At 60.4% G+C, this 18,718-nt stretch carries 17 protein-coding genes and 1 pseudogene; 4 read left to right on the top strand and 14 right to left on the bottom strand.

Annotation, left to right across the window (positions count from 1 at the left end; translation table 11 throughout):
* Positions 1 to 29: 29 nt before the first annotated feature.
* The 9 genes from AC0Z8Z_RS21055 to glyA form a co-directional block, all read right to left on the bottom strand.
* Positions 30 to 593: a DUF2780 domain-containing protein gene (locus AC0Z8Z_RS21055; RefSeq protein WP_485620383.1), complete on the bottom strand. Its 564-nt coding sequence runs from the start codon at positions 591 to 593 to the stop codon at positions 30 to 32.
* A gap of 93 nt (positions 594 to 686) precedes the next feature.
* Positions 687 to 1,271, bottom strand: coding sequence for a DUF1190 domain-containing protein (locus tag AC0Z8Z_RS21050; protein ID WP_485620382.1), 585 nt, complete (start codon positions 1,269 to 1,271; stop codon positions 687 to 689).
* Positions 1,272 to 1,458: 187 nt separating this feature from the next.
* Positions 1,459 to 2,658, bottom strand: coding sequence for a formaldehyde dehydrogenase, glutathione-independent (gene fdhA, locus AC0Z8Z_RS21045; protein WP_122536487.1), 1,200 nt, complete (start codon positions 2,656 to 2,658; stop codon positions 1,459 to 1,461).
* 128 nt (positions 2,659 to 2,786) lie between these two features.
* Positions 2,787 to 3,644 (bottom strand): formyltetrahydrofolate deformylase, encoded by an 858-nt coding sequence (purU, locus tag AC0Z8Z_RS21040; RefSeq protein ID WP_122536486.1) that lies wholly within the window; start codon positions 3,642 to 3,644, stop codon positions 2,787 to 2,789.
* A gap of 156 nt (positions 3,645 to 3,800) precedes the next feature.
* Positions 3,801 to 4,433, bottom strand: coding sequence for a sarcosine oxidase subunit gamma (locus tag AC0Z8Z_RS21035; RefSeq protein ID WP_485620381.1), 633 nt, complete (start codon positions 4,431 to 4,433; stop codon positions 3,801 to 3,803).
* Between the two features lie 153 nt (positions 4,434 to 4,586).
* Positions 4,587 to 7,607 (bottom strand): sarcosine oxidase subunit alpha, encoded by a 3,021-nt coding sequence (locus tag AC0Z8Z_RS21030; protein ID WP_485620380.1) that lies wholly within the window; start codon positions 7,605 to 7,607, stop codon positions 4,587 to 4,589.
* Positions 7,604 to 7,918 carry a sarcosine oxidase subunit delta gene (locus AC0Z8Z_RS21025; protein ID WP_065991271.1) on the bottom strand — a complete coding sequence of 105 codons (315 nt, stop codon included), beginning with the start codon at positions 7,916 to 7,918 and terminating at the stop codon, positions 7,604 to 7,606. Before AC0Z8Z_RS21025 ends, AC0Z8Z_RS21030 begins: the two co-directional genes overlap by 4 nt.
* Before the next feature lie 15 nt (positions 7,919 to 7,933).
* Positions 7,934 to 9,184, bottom strand: a complete 1,251-nt coding sequence (locus tag AC0Z8Z_RS21020; RefSeq protein WP_065991270.1) for a sarcosine oxidase subunit beta family protein — start codon at positions 9,182 to 9,184, stop codon at positions 7,934 to 7,936.
* 15 nt (positions 9,185 to 9,199) lie between these two features.
* On the bottom strand, positions 9,200 to 10,453 hold the full coding sequence (gene glyA, locus AC0Z8Z_RS21015) for a serine hydroxymethyltransferase (protein WP_205486265.1): 1,254 nt from the start codon (positions 10,451 to 10,453) through the stop codon (positions 9,200 to 9,202).
* Between the two features lie 344 nt (positions 10,454 to 10,797).
* Here glyA and AC0Z8Z_RS21010 point away from each other — a divergent pair, with 344 nt between their 5' ends.
* Complete coding sequence (locus AC0Z8Z_RS21010; protein WP_485620379.1) at positions 10,798 to 11,535, top strand: hypothetical protein; 738 nt, start codon at positions 10,798 to 10,800, stop codon at positions 11,533 to 11,535.
* A 10-nt stretch (positions 11,536 to 11,545) separates the two neighbouring features.
* On the opposite strand, the gene alaC is transcribed toward AC0Z8Z_RS21010, so the two are convergent.
* Together alaC and AC0Z8Z_RS21000 are read right to left on the bottom strand one after the other, a co-directional pair.
* Positions 11,546 to 12,760 (bottom strand): alanine transaminase, encoded by a 1,215-nt coding sequence (alaC, locus tag AC0Z8Z_RS21005; RefSeq protein ID WP_485620378.1) that lies wholly within the window; start codon positions 12,758 to 12,760, stop codon positions 11,546 to 11,548.
* A gap of 301 nt (positions 12,761 to 13,061) precedes the next feature.
* The gene (locus AC0Z8Z_RS21000; protein WP_485620377.1) at positions 13,062 to 13,805 is read right to left on the bottom strand and encodes a TraX family protein; all 744 of its coding nucleotides are present in this window, start codon (positions 13,803 to 13,805) and stop codon (positions 13,062 to 13,064) included.
* A 99-nt stretch (positions 13,806 to 13,904) separates the two neighbouring features.
* Between AC0Z8Z_RS21000 and AC0Z8Z_RS20995 the strand changes: the two genes are divergently transcribed.
* Complete coding sequence (locus AC0Z8Z_RS20995) at positions 13,905 to 14,945, top strand: threonine aldolase family protein (RefSeq protein ID WP_485620376.1); 1,041 nt, start codon at positions 13,905 to 13,907, stop codon at positions 14,943 to 14,945.
* Positions 14,946 to 15,012: 67 nt separating this feature from the next.
* Here the strand turns inward: AC0Z8Z_RS20995 and AC0Z8Z_RS20990 are convergent, their stop codons facing one another.
* Together AC0Z8Z_RS20990 and AC0Z8Z_RS20985 are read right to left on the bottom strand one after the other, a co-directional pair.
* Positions 15,013 to 15,315: a cell division protein ZapA gene (locus AC0Z8Z_RS20990; RefSeq protein WP_172609962.1), complete on the bottom strand. Its 303-nt coding sequence runs from the start codon at positions 15,313 to 15,315 to the stop codon at positions 15,013 to 15,015.
* A complete protein-coding gene (locus tag AC0Z8Z_RS20985; RefSeq protein ID WP_172609963.1) occupies positions 15,312 to 15,545 on the bottom strand; it encodes a hypothetical protein in 234 nt (77 codons plus the stop codon). The genes AC0Z8Z_RS20990 and AC0Z8Z_RS20985 overlap by 4 nt, the downstream gene beginning before the upstream one ends.
* Before the next feature lie 288 nt (positions 15,546 to 15,833).
* Here AC0Z8Z_RS20985 and AC0Z8Z_RS20980 point away from each other — a divergent pair.
* Together AC0Z8Z_RS20980 and AC0Z8Z_RS20975 are read left to right on the top strand one after the other, a co-directional pair.
* Positions 15,834 to 16,631: pseudogene (locus tag AC0Z8Z_RS20980) on the top strand (MCP four helix bundle domain-containing protein); the annotation flags it as partial.
* The gene (locus AC0Z8Z_RS20975; protein WP_485620449.1) at positions 16,614 to 17,486 is read left to right on the top strand and encodes a methyl-accepting chemotaxis protein; all 873 of its coding nucleotides are present in this window, start codon (positions 16,614 to 16,616) and stop codon (positions 17,484 to 17,486) included. The pseudogene AC0Z8Z_RS20980 and the gene AC0Z8Z_RS20975, both read left to right, overlap by 18 nt.
* A gap of 72 nt (positions 17,487 to 17,558) precedes the next feature.
* Here AC0Z8Z_RS20975 and gbcB read toward each other — a convergent pair whose 3' ends face one another.
* Entirely contained in the window at positions 17,559 to 18,659 is a 1,101-nt protein-coding gene (gene gbcB, locus AC0Z8Z_RS20970; RefSeq protein WP_122536474.1) for a glycine-betaine demethylase subunit GbcB, read from the bottom strand.
* Positions 18,660 to 18,718 lie beyond the last annotated feature (59 nt).

Raw genomic sequence — 18,718 nt, 5'->3', positions numbered from 1 at the left:
GCCCCTTTTGCAGGGGCGCGGCAACTCAATTACTTGGCGCCCCAGACGCCACTCAACGCCTGCAACGCTGAACCGCCGGCGCCTTGCTGACCAAGGTATTGCAGGATCACCGGCACGAACTGGCTGACCATGCTGCTGTTCATGCCCAGGGCGCTGAACGCCTTGTTCACGTCGCCCATGCTCTGCACATTGCCCAGCGCGCTATCCAGGGCCGAGCTGCTGCTCCCCGAATTACCCAACAGTCCGCCCAGACCACTCAGGCTGCCCAGGGCCGAGTTGCCGGCCAATTGATCAAGGCCGGGCACTGATTTGCTCAGTTGCGAATAGTCGTTGCCAGCGAGTTTGTTCTTGGCCAGCCCCAACAAGGCCCCGGTGCCGCCCACCGCTTGCTCCGGCGTGACCTTCAATTGCGTGCCCAGCGTGTTCAGCAGCCCGGCGGCCTCAGGCGCGGCCGTTGCCTTTTGCTGGCCGCCGGTAGCATTGGCAACCGCGTTGGCGGCGTCATTCAGATTGAAGGCGAAGACCGGCGTGGCGGCCAGCGCCATCAGGCTCGCCAGCGCAGCACCGCGTACGTTTTTCAGTGAAACTTTCATCGCAACAACCTCGTTTGCCGGGGGACCGGCCGTAGCCGGGTAAACACGCGTTGGACCGCCTCTCGAAGGGAAGTTCCACGCAGGCCGTCAGGGTTAGCGGACGTAAAACAGCCGCTGCGGCTCGAAGGTCCGCGCCAGCCGTTGATCCGCAGCCGTCGAGCCCGCCTCCAGGAGCCGATGACGAATGAACGCCTTATCGAAATGCTCACCGTTGCGGAGCTTCTCGCGCAGGCTGATCAAGCGCGTGCCACCCTGATGATCGGCGCCTCGATAAAGCGGCTCACTGAAGAGGCGTACCTGAGGGTCGGGGCTGGCTCCCATGGATGTCAGCTGAACCTGCGTGATGATCGCGAAACCGGACAACCAGGGCGACCAGAGCCGGGAGACGTCGGCAGCGAAACACTCACCCGGCGTGAAGTCAGCCTCGCAGTCCGCCAGCTCACGGTAGGTCGGCGCCACTCGCAGATGTTGGCGGTAAGCGGCTCGGTATCCGGCCTTACAGACTGGCGGCGCGATTCCGGCCCAGATGCAGTCGTTGGGATTTTCAAAGAACAACTCCGACGAGGCCCAGCCCGGCGGAAAGGGCTCCAGGTGAGCGCTGGCCAGGGTTGCAGGCAGGACAAAGAGCGGCATCGTGACGAGGAGATAAATCGAGGTTCTGACCCACCAGACAAACATGCATGACTCGCCAGCTGAAAAACGGGCCGGACAAATAGCACGGAGAAAAGGCAGCTGAAACCAGCGGGAACGGAATTCAAGCGCGCCTCAGGCATTTTCAGAAACGCCCTACAAATGCCGGACTAGAAGCCTACGTCAGGTATAAAAAAAGCGACCCGAAGGTCGCTTTTTTTTAAGGGTCAGACAATCATGCGGCGCTGAACAGTTTGTGTGGATCGATGACGAATTTCTTCGGCACGCCAGCGTCGAACTCGCCGTAACCGCGCGGGGCGTCGTCGAGGCTGATGACTTCCACGCCCACCACATCGGCGATGTTGATGCGGTCCCACATGATCGCCTGCATCAGTTGGCGGTTGTACTTCATGACCGGTGTCTGGCCGGTGTGGAAGCTGTGGGATTTTGCCCAGCCCAGGCCGAAACGAATGCTCAGCGCGCCGACCTTGGCGGCAGCGTCCACGGCGCCCGGGTCTTCCGTCACGTACAAGCCAGGAATGCCGATCTTGCCGGCGACGCGCACCACGCCCATCAGCGAGTTGAGTACGGTGGCCGGTGCCTCGGCCTTGGCGCCGGAGTGGCCGTGGCCGCGTGCTTCGAAGCCCACCGCATCAACGGCACAATCCACTTCAGGCTCACCCAGCAGATCGGCGATCTGCTCGTGCAGCGGGGTGTCTTTGGACAGGTCGGCGATCTCGAAACCCTGGGCTTTGGCGTGGGCCAGACGCACCGGATTGACGTCACCGACAATCACGACCGCTGCGCCGAGCAAGCGTGCTGAAGCGGCGGCGGCGAGCCCCACGGGACCGGCGCCAGCGATGTACACCGAGCTGCCCGGGCCAACGCCGGCAGTCACTGCGCCGTGGTAGCCGGTGGGCAGGATGTCAGAGAGGCAGGTCAGGTCGCGGATCTTCGACATCGCCTTGTCACGATCAGGGAGTTTGAGCAGGTTGAAGTCGGCGTACGGCACAAGCACATATTCGGCCTGGCCGCCGGTCCAGTCGCCCATGTCGACGTAGCCGTAGGCACCGCCGGCTCGGGCCGGGTTGACGGTCAGGCAGACGCCGGTGTGTTGCTCTTTGCAGGAGCGGCAACGGCCGCAGGCAACGTTGAACGGCACGGATACCAGATCGCCGATTTTGAGGTTCTCGACATCGCTGCCCTTCTCGATCACTTCACCGGTGATTTCGTGCCCCAGTACAAGGCCGACCTGGGCTGTCGTTCGCCCACGCACCATGTGTTGATCGGAGCCACAAATGTTGGTGGAAACCACGCGCAAGATCACCCCGTGCTCGATCTTCTTGCCGCGCGGGTCCTGCATCTTGGGATAGTCGATTTTCTGTACTTCGACCTTGCCTGCGCCGAGATACACCACACCACGATTACCAGACATACATGTCACCTCTTTATTTGTTGTTGTAGAAGAGAGTGGATCGGGTTTCGAGCGGCAAGCTACAAGCCGCAAGAAGTGTGCACGCCGCCTTTTCTTGCGGCTTGAAGCTTGAAGTTTGCAACTACCCCCTACAGCACCACCGTCCTGTTGGCGTTGAGAAACACCCGTCGCTCGATGTGGTATCCCACCGCGCGCGCCAGGGTCAGGCCTTCGATGTCGCGGCCCTTGGCGATGAGGTCTTCGGGGTAGTGACTGTGGTCGACCACTTCGACGCCCTGGGCGATGATCGGCCCTTCGTCGAGGTCGTTGTTGATGTAATGGGCCGTCGCGCCGACCAGTTTCACGCCCTTGTTGTAGGCCTGGTGATACGGCTTGGCGCCCTTGAAGCCCGGCAGCAGCGAGTGATGAATGTTGATCGCCTTGCCATCGAGCTTGCGGCACAGCTCCGGCGACAGCACCTGCATGTAGCGGGCAAGCACCACCAGTTCGGCGCCGGTGTCTTCGATCACCTTCATTACCCTGGCTTCCTGCGCCGGTTTGTCGTTGGGGTCGAGGGGGAAATGGTAGTAGGGAATGTCGTGCCAGCGCGCCAACGGTTCGAGGTCCGGGTGATTGGAGACAACGGCGACCACGTCCATGGACAGCTGATTGATGCGCTGACGGTAGAGCAGATCGTTGAGGCAGTGGTCGGCCTTGGATACCATGATCACCACTTTAGGGCGGTAATTCGGCGCGGTGAGCTCGAAGATCATGCCAAACGATTCGCCACGCTCGGCAAGGCCTGCACGGAAGGACGACTCGTCAAACCCCTCCGGCTGGCGAAACTCGACGCGAATGAAGAAGCGGCTGGACAGCCGGTCATCGAACGAGTGGTGCTCGGTGACGTAGCAGCCCTGCTCGAAGAGGTAACGCGTCACCGCGTCCACCGTGCCCAGCACGCTGGGGCAGTCGGCGGTCAAAATCCAGGTATCGGGGGCGCGGCTCATGGTTAGTCCTTTTGATCACAAAATTCGGCGTTCAGATCTTGGCTGATCGTTCCCACGCTCTGCGTGGGAATGCGGTTCAGGACGCTCCGCGTCCATTGTCGAGTGACGCAGAGCGTCATGGGCGGCGTTACCACGCGGAGCGTGGGAACGATCAAATCAAGCAGCAATGCCCAAACCATACTCCGCACTCGCGTCCTGCAACCACATCCACCAGTAATCGGCGAAGCTGCGGCGGATGACCAGTTCCCAGGTGTCTTCGCCGGTACGGCGGATCACCAACTGCGATTTGGCGAACACCGTGCCGATGGCCTTGCCCACCGGGAAGTTGCTCGGGTGCACGTCGTAGCTGGTGGACTTCATCAGCACTTCGCGGACCTTCGGGCCGGTCAGCTCCAGCAGCGATTGCCCGCCGCTGACGTTGACGATAGCGATGTGCAAACCGGCTAGCGCCTCGCGCAGCTTCTGTTCGACGGCGAATTCTTCACCGGTCGGCACGATCAGCAACCACTCGTCCGGGCCAAGCCACTGGATCGAGCTATCGCCGCTTGAGACCAGCGCCAGCGCGCCCGGCAGTTCCATGCCCAGCGCCTTATGCACGCCGGCTGCGAATGCCGGATCGTGGCCATTGCCACGGATGGTCAGCTGGCCAAGCAGTTTTTTCTCCCGCAGCACGACGCCCGGATTGCTGCGGCCTTTGCCGATCAGGCTCTGAAGGTCAGCGTGAAACAGCGGCGACTCGGCTTTGGCGTCGGTCGCTGGCCGCTGTTGGTAAACGTTGGCTGTGGTCATAGAGCACCTGTGTTGAATTCTGTTGTTTCAGTGAACACGTTCCCGTAGGAGTGAGCTTGCTCGCGATCGCGGTGTATCAGTCACCAGATGTATGCCTGATCTCACGCTATCGCGAGCAAGCTCACTCCCACAGGGATGTAAGCAAGCCAAGACTTACTCCACGTTCTGCTGATCACCCTTCGGATCAAAGAACACCGAGGACACAATCTCCGCCTCGATCACCGACCCATCTGCCAAGGGCGCAAACACCCGCTCACCCATGCGCTTCAGCCCGCCCTTGACCACACCCATCGCGAACGAATAGCCCAGCGAGTTCGCGGCGTAACTCGAGGTCACGTGGCCCACCATCTTCATCGGGATCGACTGCTTCGGATCGAACACCAGTTGCGCGCCTTCCGGCAGCCATTTATTCGGGTCAACCGGTTTCAGGCCTACAAGCTGCTTGCGATCTTCCCGCACGCAGTCCTCACGGTTCATGCCGCGCTGGCCGATCCACGAGAACGGCTTGGTGCGGCCGACACACCAGCCCATGTTCAAATCGTCCGGGGTCATCGAGCCGTCAGTGTCCTGGCCGACAATGATGAAGCCCTTCTCGGCCCGCAGGACGTGCATGGTTTCAGTGCCGTACGGGGTCAGGTTGTACTGTTTGCCGGCTTCGGCGATTTTTTCCAGAACGCCCATGGCGTAGTCGGCCTGGATGTTCACTTCGTAGGAAAGCTCGCCGGTAAACGAAATCCGGAACACCCGCGCCGGCACACCGCCCACCAAGCCTTCTTTCCAGGTCATGAAGGGGAACGCTTCACGGCCCAGATCGATATCGGTCACTTCGCTGAGCAGCTTGCGGCTGTTCGGGCCCGACAGCGTCAGGGTCGCGTAGTGGTCGGTGACGGAGGTGAAGTACACCTTCAGGTCCGGCCATTCGGTCTGTTGATAAATTTCCAGCCACTGCAGCACGCGGGCAGCGCCGCCGGTCGTGGTGGTCATGATGAAGTGGTTGTCGGCGATGCAGGCGGTCACGCCGTCGTCGAAGACCATGCCGTCTTCCTTGCACATCAGGCCGTAACGCGCTTTGCCCACATCGAGCTTGGTCCAAGCGTTGGTGTAGATGCGGTTCAGAAACTCCCGCGCATCCGGGCCTTGAATGTCGATCTTGCCCAGCGTCGATGCGTCCAGCAGACCCGCGCTGTCGCGCACGGCCTTGCACTCGCGGCGCACGGCGGCATGGATGTCTTCACCGGCTTTGGGGAAATACCATGGACGTTTCCACTGACCGACGTCTTCGAATTCAGCGCCGTTCTTCACGTGCCAGGCGTGCAGCGCGGTGAAGCGCACCGGCTCGAACACGTGACCACAGTGACGCCCGGCAATGGCGCCGAAGGTCACCGGCGTGTAGTTCGGGCGGAACATGGTGGTGCCCATTTCCGGGATCGATACGTTCAGCGAGCGGGCGGCAATCGCCAGCCCGTTGACGTTGCCAAGCTTGCCCTGATCGGTACCGAAACCCAGCGCGGTGTAGCGTTTGACGTGCTCGACGGACTCGAAACCCTCGCGGGTCGCCAACTCAATGGCCGCCGCGGTGACGTCGTTCTGCAGGTCGACGAATTGCTTCGGCGCCCGCGCAGTGCCTTTCTCGTGCGGGACTTGAAACAGCGCCAGTGTCGGCTCTTCCACGCGGCTCAACGCTTTGGGCAGTACGCCTTCGACCGGTTTGAAACCGGCTTCACTGGCGGCGCGAACACCGCCTTCAAAGCCATCGGCCAGTGAGTCGCCGAGGGCGTAGACGCCGTTCACACCGCCGACGCAGACACGTTTCTGCGGCGCTTCGCCCGGCACGAAACCGAGGATGTCTTCGCGCCAGACCGGCTTTCCGCCCAGGTGCGACGCCAAGTGAACGATCGGGCTGTAACCACCGGAGCTGGCGACCAGATCGCACTCGAGCCATTCGCCAGGACTGGTGACCTTGTGGGCTCTGACGTCGATGGCGCAAACCCGGGCTGCATTCACGCGCTTGGTGCCACGGGCTTCGGTGACGGCGCTGCCGGTCAGGATGCGAATGCCTTTGGCGCGGGCTTCTTCCACCAGTGCGCCGCGCGGGTTGTGACGCGCATCGGCGACAGCTACCACGTGCAAGCCAGCGTCGAGCCAGTCCAGCGCCACGCGGTAGGCGTAATCGTTGTTGGTCGACAGCACCAGTTTCTTGCCCGGCGCCACGCCATAACGGCGCACGTAAGTGGAGACCGCGCCGGCCAGCATATTGCCCGGCACATCGTTGTTGCCGTAAACCAGCGGGCGCTCGTGGGTACCGCTCGCCAGCACCACGCGCTTGGCGCGAACGCGGTGCATGCGCTGACGCACCTGGCCAATCGGTGCACGGTCGCCGAGGTGATCGGTCAGGCGCTCATGAATGGTCAGGAAATTGTGGTCGTGGTAACCGTTCACCGTGGCGCGCGGCAGCAAGGTGACGTTGGGCAGGCTTTTGAGTTCGGCCACCACCGTCGCCACCCATTCTGCCGCTGGCTTGCCGTCCAGACTTTCGCGGCTGTCCAGCAGGCTGCCGCCGAATTCTTCCTGCTCGTCAGCGATGATCACGCGAGCGCCGCTGCGAGCCGACGCCAGTGCAGCAGCCAGACCTGCAGGACCGGCGCCGACGACCAGCACATCGCAGTGCTGGTTCATGTTGTCGTAGGTATCCGGATCCAGCTCGGTCGGCGAACGCCCGAGGCCCGCTGCCTTGCGGATGTACTTCTCGTAGGTCATCCAGAACGATTGCGGGTACATGAAGGTTTTGTAGTAGAAGCCCGGCGGCATCAGTTTGCCACCGACCTTGCCGAGAATGCCCATCATGTCGGTATTCACGCTCGGCCAGCCGTTGGTGCTGGTCGCGACGAGGCCCGAGTAAAGCGCCTGTTGCGTGGCGCGCACGTTGGGAATCTGCGTGGCTTCGGTGGCGCCGATCTGCAGCACGGCATTCGGCTCTTCGGAACCTGCCGCAAAGATGCCGCGAGGACGGGAATACTTGAAGCTGCGGCCAATGATGTCGACGCCGTTGGCGAGCAAGGCTGCGGCCAGTGTGTCGCCTGCAAAGCCCTGATAGGTCTGGCCGTTGAAGTTGAAATTCAGGACCTTGCTGCGATCAATGCGGCCGCCATTGGGCAGGCGATTGGACTGGCTCATACCTGTTCTCCCTTTCTGATCGCGGGCGCTGGATTGACGAACTGCGGCTGCGTGCCGATCGGATAGGTTTCGAGAATCTCGTAGGTCACGGTGTCACGCGTGGTGTTGAAGTACTGACGGCAGCCCGCTGCGTGGATCCACAGTTCGTGGTGCAGGCCGCGGGGATTATCGCGAAAGAACATGTAGTCGCCCCACTCTTCGTCGGTGCAGGCAGCCGGGTCGAGTGGACGCGGGATGTGGGCCTGACCGGAGACGTGGAATTCCTCTTCGGAGCGCAGTTCGCCACAGTGAGGACAGAAGATATGCAACATGGGAAAAGTCCTCTGTTAGTGGGCTACGGCTGCAGCGCCGTGTTCATCGATCAATGCGCCGTTGTGGAACCGGTCGATTGAGAAGGGCTTGGCCAGCGGGTGCATTTCGCCTTTCGCCAGACTGGCGGCAAACACGTTGCCCGAGCCGGGCGTGGCCTTGAAGCCACCGGTACCCCAACCGCAGTTGAAGAACATGTTCGGCACCGGCGTCTTGGAAATGATCGGGCAGGCGTCCGGCGTAGTGTCGACGATGCCGCCCCACTGGCGGTTCATGCGTACCCGCGACAGCACCGGGAACATCTCGACGATGGCCTGAATGGTGTGTTCGATCACCGGGTACGAGCCGCGCTGGCCATAGCCGATCCAGCTGTCGATCCCGGCCCCGATCACCAGGTCGCCCTTGTCGGACTGGCTGATATAGCCGTGTACGGCGTTTGACATGATCACGCTGTCGATAATGGGCTTGATCGGCTCAGACACCAGCGCTTGCAGCGGATGGGATTCCACCGGCAGACGGAAACCGGCGAGCTTGGCCATGTGGCCAGAGTTGCCGGCAGTCACCACACCGACGCGCTTGGCGCCGATGAAGCCCTTGTTGGTTTCGACGCCGATGCACACGCCGTTTTCCTTGCGAAAACCGGTCACTTCGGTCTGCTGAATCAAGTCCACGCCCAACGCATCGGCGGCGCGGGCATAGCCCCAGGCCACGGCGTCATGACGCGCCACACCGCCGCGACGCTGCACCGTTGCGCCGATGATCGGGTAACGGGTGTTTTTCGAGCAGTCGAGATACGGAATTTCTTCAGCCACTTGCTTGCCGTTGAGCAGCTCGCCGTCAACACCGTTGAGGCGGTTGGCGCTGACGCGGCGCTCGGAATCACGCATGTCCTGCAGGGTGTGGCACAGGTTGTAAACGCCGCGCTGGGAAAACATGACGTTGTAGTTGATGTCCTGAGACAGGCCTTCCCACAGTTTCATCGCGTGTTCGTATAAGTGCGCGGATTCGTCCCATAGATAGTTGGAGCGCACGATGGTGGTATTACGCGCGGTATTGCCGCCGCCCAACCAGCCTTTTTCGACCACGGCCACGTTGGTGATGCCGTGCTCTTTGGCCAGGTAGTACGCCGTCGCCAGACCGTGCCCGCCGCCGCCGACAATCACGACGTCGTAGACCTTTTTCGGGGTGGGCGTGCGCCACATGCGCTGCCAGTTTTCGTGGTGGCTGAGGGAGTGTTTGAAGAGGCCGAAGCCCGAGTAATGCTGCATGGTGCGACTCCTGACTCAGCGGTAAACCGGGAAATCGGCGCACAGCGCGGCGACCTGGTCGGCAACATTGGCCTCGACATCGGCGTCGCCGAGGTTGTCGAGGATGTCGCAGATCCAGCCTGCCAGCGTGATGCACTGGGTAACTTTGAAACCGCGCGTGGTCACAGCGGGTGTGCCGATGCGCAGGCCCGACGTCACGAACGGCGATTGGGGATCATTCGGCACGGCGTTCTTGTTAACGGTGATGTGCGCTCGACCCAGCGCCGCGTCGGCGTCTTTCCCGGTCAGGCCCTGACGGATCAGGCTGACGAGGAACAGGTGGTTATCCGTCCCGCCCGACACTACGTCGTAACCGCGATCAATGAACACCTGCGCCATGGCCTGGGCGTTGTCGATCACTTGCTGTTGGTAGGCTTTGAAACCGGGTTCCATGGCTTCTTTGAAGCACACGGCCTTGCCGGCAATAACGTGCATCAGCGGGCCGCCCTGGGCACCCGGGAACACGGCGGAATTAAGCTTCTTCTCGATCTCTTCGTTGGCCTTGGCCAGGATCAACCCGCCACGCGGACCGCGCAGGGTCTTATGAGTGGTGGTGGTGACCACATCGGCATACGGCAGCGGGTTCGGGTACAAACCGGCGGCGACCAGACCGGCCACATGGGCCATGTCAACGAACAGCAGCGCGCCCACTTTGTCGGCGATCTCACGAAAGCGCGGGAAATCCAGGGTTTTGGAGTAGGCCGAGAAACCGGCAACGATCATCTTCGGTTTGTGCTCGACGGCCAGTCGCTCGACTTCGTCGTAATCGATCAGGCCAGTGGCAACGTCAATACCGTATTGAACGGCGTTGTACAGCTTGCCCGATGAAGACACTTTGGCACCGTGGGTCAGGTGACCGCCATGGGCCAGGCTCATGCCCAGCAAGGTGTCGCCCGCTTGCAGCAATGCCAGGTAAACCGCGCTGTTGGCCGAAGAACCGGAATGCGGCTGGACATTGGCGTAGTCGGCGCCAAACAGCAGCTTGGCGCGATCGATCGCCAGTTGCTCGACTTTGTCGACATGCTCGCAACCGCCGTAGTAACGCTTGCCGGGATAACCCTCGGCGTATTTGTTGGTCAGGCCGCTGCCCTGGGCCTGCATCACACGCTTGCTGGTGTAGTTCTCCGAGGCGATCAGCTCGATATGGTCTTCCTGACGCTGCTCTTCGGCACTGATCGCCGCCAACAGTGCATCGTCATAACCCTGGATCTGGTCTTGCTTGCTGAACATCGCGGTTCTCCCAGCGGCGGCGCGGCGCCTGAATGATCGACAGGGCTTTGAACTGCCCTTTGGCCACGATGGTATGGCTGACGCCGACAGCCCAGATGCCTGCGCGCGCCACACAAAGGCGCGTTTACGACATGGGTCAACGGGGAGCGGGATTTGCGCGGCTCTGCGCGGCTCTGCGCGCAGCAGACTGTCGGCCCTGAGCCTTCCGCGAATCCTCGGCACGCCACAACACCTCAGACCAATGGGCACGGGGACTGTCAAAACTGACAGTATTCAAATAGCGACAGCGGCCTTACTTTTGAGCCAACGGATTAACTGCCAGCCACTCACTCAAGGGAATGATCATGAGCACAATCGCAAGGTCGCATACGCTAACTCCCCAGTTGTGGAAAACCCTGAGGGGGAAAAACGTCAGTCGGCAGGGACCCGCTACGGAGCCGCTGCTCTTTCTGACTCAAGGCGTGTTTCACACGGTAGATATAGAAGGCTCGGTCAAGCTGAGGATTATTCGGGAACTGAACGAGTCTGAGGCGCTGCTTGCCGTCTACGTCGAAGATTCGGATGTAGTTCTTTCGGCCACAGTTGCAGTGGGCGATGCCAGGCTTTATGCGACTCCCCAAGACATCGTTCATCAGGACGGCGGGTACTATTCGGTCATTCTCAAGATCATTTCCTATCCGGACGCAGAAGTGGTTGCCGATATTTATTTATGGGAACTACCACCCACTGCGGCACCGGAGTCCGTCGAATCCGACCTTGCGCTGTATCTTCCAAAAGGCTCGACTTTTTACGTAAGTCCTACTGAAGAAGACATTGTGATGGACAGAACTTTCAGAGTGTCCGAAGACCGCCAAGTGTCAGTGAACATCCGTACCGTTGAAGGGCGCAGCTACTCAAAAACTGTTACGGAAGCTGAAGCAATCCGATGTGCCGCGCCCGGTGATTACTATGTAGAGAACAGTTCCAATAAGCTGTCGGTCGTATATGGCATAACAACTCATCCCGAATTACCGTCATCACCGATCCTTAAGCATATGCCGCTGCCCGATATGCCGAGGTCCCGCCATGACCTCGGCAAGTGAGTGACGACACTCAGGCTTTTTGCGTAATCAACCCATCCGCCCGGAACATGCTGCGAATACCCCGCACGGCCTGACGGATGCGGTCCTGGTTCTCGATCAGCGCAAAGCGCACGTGATCGTCGCCGTATTCGCCAAAACCGACACCCGGCGACACGCAGACTTTGGCTTCGGCGAGCAGCTTCTTGGCGAACTCAAGTGACCCCAGGTGCGCGTAAGCATCGGGAATCTTCGCCCAGACGTACATCGACGCTTTCGGGTTCTCGACCATCCAGCCCAGCTCATGCAGACCTTTGACCAGTACGTTACGGCGCTGACGATACTGCTCGGCGATGTCGAGCACGCACTGCTGATCACCTTCCAGCGCAGCAATGGCGGCCACTTGCAGCGGCGTGAACGTGCCGTAGTCGTGATAGCTCTTGATCCGCGCCAAGGCGTTGACCAATTCCGGATTGCCGACCATGAAGCCGATCCGCCAGCCCGCCATGTTGTAACTCTTGGACAGGGTGAAAAATTCCACCGCAATGTCCTTGGCGCCGGGCACCTGCATGATCGACGGGGCTTTCCAGCCGTCGTAGACGATGTCGGCGTAGGCCAGGTCGTGAACCACCAGCACGTCGTACTGTTTGGCGAGGGCAACGACGCGCTCGAAGAAATCCAGCTCGACGCATTGAGCGGTCGGGTTGGACGGGAAACCCAGAATCATCATCTTGGGCTTGGGGATCGAGCCGCGAATGGCTTTCTCCAGCTCTGCGAAGAAGTCCACGCCTGGCACCAGTGGCACGGAGCGCACTTGGGCGCCGGCGATGACGGCGCCATAGATGTGGATCGGGTAACTGGGGTTTGGTACCAGAACGGTGTCGCCCTGATCCAGCGTGGCGAGCATTAAATGCGCCAGGCCCTCTTTGGAGCCGATGGTGACGATGGCTTCATCTTCAGGGTCGATGTCGACGTCGTAGCGTTTCTTGTACCAGCTGGAGATCGCCCGACGCAGACGCGGGATGCCACGCGAAGTCGAGTAGCCGTGAGTGTCTTCACGTTGGGCGACGGTGACCAGTTTCTCGACAATGTGCGGCGGCGTTGCCCCATCGGGGTTGCCCATGCTCAGGTCGATGATGTCCTCACCACGACGACGCGCAGCCATTTTCAGCTCGGCGGTGATGTTGAACACGTAAGGGGGGAGTCGATCGATGCGCGCGAAACGGCGCGGCGAACCTTGGTCTGCCATGGAAACCTCTGAAGACGTAAGCGCCCGGAACCGTCCGAGCGACGCAGGCCACTGCGGTGGCCTGAGGCGGAAGATACGGGCGGGGATGGAGGTTTGTCTAGAGCGATACTGCGAAATTGACGGTGCTCACACGGGCCTCTTCCCGGCTGAAGCCGGTCCCACTGAATCACTGAGTTTCGACAGATGATCGTTCCTGCGCTCCGCGTGGGAATGCCGCCCGAGACGCTCTGCGTCCATCGCTGAGACGCAGAGCGTCAGTGGATGCATTCCCACGCAGAGCGAGGGAACGATCGTTTCACCGTCATTCAATTAGCTGCCGCAACCCGAACAGCAGCAAAAAATGCACCGGATAAATCAGGTACGCCCACCGCCGCATCGGCCACACACCGAATGCCGGGCGCCCGCGCAGAATCGCTAACCCTAACAACGGCGCAAGCAGACAGGCCACCAGCGCACCGATGGAAATCGGGTCGCCCCACAGCATGCCGTCGATAATCTTCGGCCACTCGTTGCTCAATAAACAGACAATCCCCGGCACAACCGCCAGCCATATGGAAGTGCGCAGCACGAGCACAAACGCCAGAGGCAGCAACACCCCATACATGCCGAACATCAACTGCGGCCCAAACAGAACACCCATCGCCAGGGCAGCGATACCCAAGACCCTCGCCGGCCACGAGCGACTCAATCCACCCTGCGCGACCAGCAAACCCAACGCCAGCGTAGGCAGCACATTGAGCGTGGTGACCTCACCGGCCATGTAAATCCGATATGGCAGCTCCGCGACCACGGAAAACACCGCCAGCCACGTCAGGTATTTCCACTTGATCGAAGCATCCACATCGTGCCGGCCAGTGCGTACGACGTTGACCGCGATCGCCAGGCAAAACCACGGGAACGCCAGACGCCCCGGCACGTACAGCCAATTGGCATGCCAGCCGACGTAGCGCAGGTGATCCATCACCATGCTTAGCATCGCCAGCCACTTGAGCAGGTCCAGCGCGCGATTCCGCCCGGGTGTGGTCATTGATTTCGGTTCGCTCATATTGCTTCGCTGTCTGGCTGAATTTTCTGACGCAAGAATGCATGACCAAACCGATCAACTTTGGTTACAGTCGCAGCCTTCGATTACAGGGAACCGGCCATGTCAGACCAAAGCCAGCAGTTTGCCAGCGACAACTATTCGGGAATCTGCCCGGAAGCGTGGGCGGCCATGGAGCAAGCCAACCACGGGCACCAGCGTGCCTATGGCGACGACCAGTGGACAGCGCGCGCGGCCGATCAATTCCGTCAGTTGTTCGAAACAGACTGCGAGGTGTTCTTCGCCTTCAACGGCACGGCGGCCAACTCCCTGGCGTTGTCATCACTCTGCCAGAGCTACCACAGCGTTATCTGCTCGGAAACCGCCCACGTCGAAACGGACGAATGCGGCGCACCGGAATTCTTCTCCAACGGCTCCAAACTGCTGACCGCACGCAGCGAGAACGGCAAGCTGACGCCTGATTCCATCCGGGAAGTCGCGCTCAAACGCGCCGATATCCACTATCCAAAACCCCGCGTCGTCACGCTGACCCAGGCCACGGAAGTGGGCAGCGTTTATCAGCCTGAAGAGCTGAAGGCCATTAGCAACACCTGCAAGGAGCTGGGCCTGAACCTGCACATGGACGGCGCCCGCTTTGCCAATGCCTGTGCGTTTCTCGGTTGCTCGCCTGCCGAACTGACCTGGAAAGCAGGCGTTGACGTTCTGTGCTTCGGGGGAACCAAAAACGGCATGGCGGTGGGGGAAGCAATTCTGTTCTTCAATCACAAGCTCGCTGAAGACTTCGACTACCGCTGCAAGCAGGCCGGTCAACTGGCCTCGAAGATGCGTTTCTTGTCAGCGCCTTGGGTGGGTTTGCTGGAAAACGACGCCTGGCTCAAGCACGCACGCCACGCCAACAGCTGCGCGCAGTTGCTGGCGGATCTGGTGAAAGATATTCCGGGCGTTGAATTGATGTTTCCGGTGCAGGCCAACGGCGTGTTCCTGCAACTGTCGGAAGCGGCCATTGCCGCGCTGACCGCCAGGGGCTGGCGCTTCTATACCTTCATCGGCAACGGCGGCGCCCGCTTCATGTGCTCGTGGGACACCGAAGAAGCCCGCGTGCGTGAGCTGGCAGCGGACATCCGCTTGGTGATGGGGAGCTGAAAACAGCTCGCGCCTCACTGGCAGGCTGCATGACCACAGCAGCCTGCGGATGGACTGAACCAGTGGCTCAGTTCTGAGCAATCACCTTTTCGATCACCTCAACCGTTGCGCTGACCTTGTCTTCGTAACGGCTCAGCGCTTCGGCATGTTGTTGCTTGAGTTCAATCTGCTTTGAACACAGGTTCAACGCCGCCAGCACCAGCAAGCGGTCGCCGATCAGCGTCGGGTAACTGCGCTTGGTTTCAAACAATGCCGATCTCAGCATCGAGACCGCATCCATCAAGGTCTGCTCTTGCCCGGCAGGTGCCTTGATCGTGTAGTCGTTGCCAAGGATGGAGATAACCTTGGCGCCGTCCTGATCCGTGATCATGCGTCAACCGCGCTGACGCTGGTGGCACGATCAACCAACGCCTGGATGCGCGCAGCCGTCGCGCCTTGCTTCTCTTCCTGCTCCATCAGACTCAGCTGCAGACTGTCGTTGTCATCCCGGGCTTGTTTCAACTCTTCGGTGAGTCGCGCGTTTGTGTTCTGCAGCTCCTGATTGTGTTGCACCAGGTCACTGACGAGCTTTTCCAACTGGCTTAGGGATGCTTCCAACATTTTGATATCTCAGGCAAATTTCAAAGGGCGCGTACGATAAAGAAAAGTCACTTTAGCTACCAGTGAAATCAGGGCATCCAAGCCACTACACCGACCAACAAGCATCTCTACAACTCTATTCCGCAAACGCATAACGGCCCTGATTGACTACGTTTCTGCGATCTTGTTCCTGCTGTTCGTCAGATTAGCGGGTGCGACATAACCGCACAGCGCAGACCAGTGGCATCAAGTCCCCATATGGCCGACCGATAACCCGTGCATCTCTGACACATTTATCTTTTGCCTCGCATGGATCGCGGCCTTCCTGGAACCGTAATGTCCCTACGTAATTTGAATATCGCGCCCCGCGCCTTTCTTGGATTTTCCGTCATTGGCCTGCTGATGCTGATTCTGGGCATCTTCGCTTTGTCGCAGATGAACAAGATCAACAACGCCAATGTGGTCATGGCGACCAACAGCATGCCGAGCATCAAGGCGCTGGATAAGCTGACCGAGGGCAGCATTCGCCTGCGCGTGTTGTCGTATCGGCTCATGCTCAATCGCGACCCCGACACGCTGCAGAAAACCACCGAATTGTTCGCCATGCGCAACAAGCAGATTGACGATGCCCGTGCGATCTACGTCAAACTGATTTCCGCACCTGAAGAACAGTCGGCCTACGACCAGTACGTCCAACTGCTCAACGACTATCGCCAGCTTGAAAGCCGCATGAAGTCGCTGAGTCAGGCCAATGACATGACCGAACTGACGCGCCTGCTCAGCGCCGACCTGCAGACCAACTCGGACCAGATGAACGTAGTGCTCGGCAAGCTGGTGGAGATGAACACGCAACAGCTCAACCAGGCCAGCGCCAACGCGACTCAGCAGTACTCGACCGCGTTCACGATGGTCGTCACGCTGCTGATCATTGCCACTGCGCTGACCTTGCTGTTCGCCTGGTCGCTGACCAACAGCATTACCCGACCTATCGCATCGGCACTGCACGCTGCCGAGGACATTGCCGAAGGTGACCTGACGCGCACCATCACGGTGGACGGTACTGACGAAGCGGGCCGTTTGCTGGCCGCGATGCTGAAGATGCAATCCAAGCTGCGCGACACCCTGCAGCGCATTTCCGGTTCGGCGACCCAGCTTGCTTCGGCAGCCGAAGAGCTGAACGCTGTCACCGATGAAAGCGCCCGTGGCCTGTCCCAGCAGAACAACGAAATCGAACAGGCCGCCACCGCGGTCAACCAGATGACCAGTGCCGTAGAAGAAGTCGCACGCAATGCTGTGAGCACCTCGGAAGCGTCGAAGAATGCCACCACGTCCGCCAGCGATGGCCGCGATCTGGTGCAGGAAACCGTCAGCGCCATTGAGCGCATGAGCACCGATGTGCAGAGCACCTCCACCTTGATCGGCAATCTGGCGGACGAGTCCCGTGACATCGGCAAGGTGCTGGATGTCATTCGCGGTCTGGCGGACCAGACCAACCTGCTGGCCCTTAACGCCGCCATCGAAGCGGCCCGTGCAGGTGAAGCGGGTCGCGGGTTTGCTGTGGTTGCCGATGAAGTCCGCGCCCTCGCCCACCGCACCCAGCAGTCGACCAGCGAAATCGAACGCATGATTGGCAGCATCCAGGGCGGCACCGAGCAGGCTGTTAACTCCATGCGCAGCAGCACCGAACGCGCCGAGTCCACCCTGAACATCGCCAAGGGCGCCGGTCTGGCGCTGGATACCATTAATAGCGCGGTGGTGGAAATCAACGAACGCAACCTGGTCATCGCCAGCGCGGCGGAAGAGCAAGCCCAAGTCGCTCGGGAAGTGGACCGCAACCTGGTGAACATCCGTGACCTGTCGACTCAGTCGGCGACCGGGGCGAATCAGACCAGTGCTGCCAGCAACGAGCTGTCACGTCTGGCTGTGGATCTGAACGGAATGGTTGCGCGCTTTAAGGTTTAACCACGGTTAAGAGCCGCTCGAGACCGAGTCGGCTCTTCCAAACGGGTGAGAGGTTGAGGCCGGCGTCAGGCCTCAATACTCAATCCGCACATCCCCCTTCGGCACGCTGCAGCAGGCCAGGATGTAACCCTCGTCTACGTCATCATCGGTGATGCCGCCATTGTGCTCCATCTCCACCTCCCCGCTCAGTTTCATCACCTTGCAGGTCCCGCAGATACCCATGCCACAGGCCTTGGGAATCATCAGGCCAAGCTTGGCAGCCGCCGCGTGTACGGTTTCGCCCGGTGCGACGCGAATACTCTTGCCGGTGTCGGTGAATTCCACCTGATGCAAGTCAGCGACATCCAGGTCGGGCGCGTCGGCGGCCTGTTCGGCCTGTTCCACGGCGTCGGCGCGGGCTTCCGGCGGCGTCGCGCCAAAGGATTCTTCGTGGTACTGCGCCATGTTGAAACCGTTGGCTTCAAGCAAGCGCTTGACCGCGCTCATGTACGGCGTCGGCCCGCAGCAGAACACCTCGCGCTCCATGAAATCGGGCGCCATCAGCTCGAGCATCTTCTGGTTCAGATAACCGCGATAGCCTGCCCAAGGCTCACCCAACCCATGTTTCTCACAGACGATGTGCAGAGCGAAATTGTTGATTCGCGACGCCATCTGTTCCAGCTCGCGGTGGTAAATGATGTCTTTGGGCGAGCGCGAACTGTGGACGAAGACCATGTCGACGTTGGCGTTGGTGTCGTAGTACCAGCGCGCCATGGACATGACCGGCGTGATGCCGACGCCGCCGCTGAGGTAAAGAATCTTCGGATTCGGGAAATCGATGGCGTTGAACAGACCCACCGGCCCGTGCACCGCCAGCTCCTGGCCTTCGTGAAGCGTGTCGTGCAGCCAGTTCGAAACCTTGCCGCCGGGCACACGCTTGATGGTGATTGAGAAACTGTAGGGCACCGAGGGGGAACTGGAGATGGTGTAGGAGCGCATGATCGGCACGCCGTCGATTTCTAGCTCCAGGGTGACGAACTGCCCGGGCTTGAAGAAGAACAGAATCGGCTGATCCGCCATAAAGCAGAAGGTGCGCACGTCCCAGGTTTCCTGGATCACTTTGACGACCCGTACCAGGTGGCGGCCGTTGGACCACGTCTGGGTGTTGACCGGGCTGAGGAAACTCTGGGACATACTCACTCTCCACGGCCGACGGTCGGCCTCTTATGGTGCGATTCTGCGTAACGGGCGAC

Source organism: Pseudomonas sp. 1L-C-7-B-C1, from assembly GCF_057291635.1.
The sequence above is the reverse complement of the archived record's forward strand: the minus strand, read 5'-3'. Positions and strand labels throughout refer to the sequence as shown.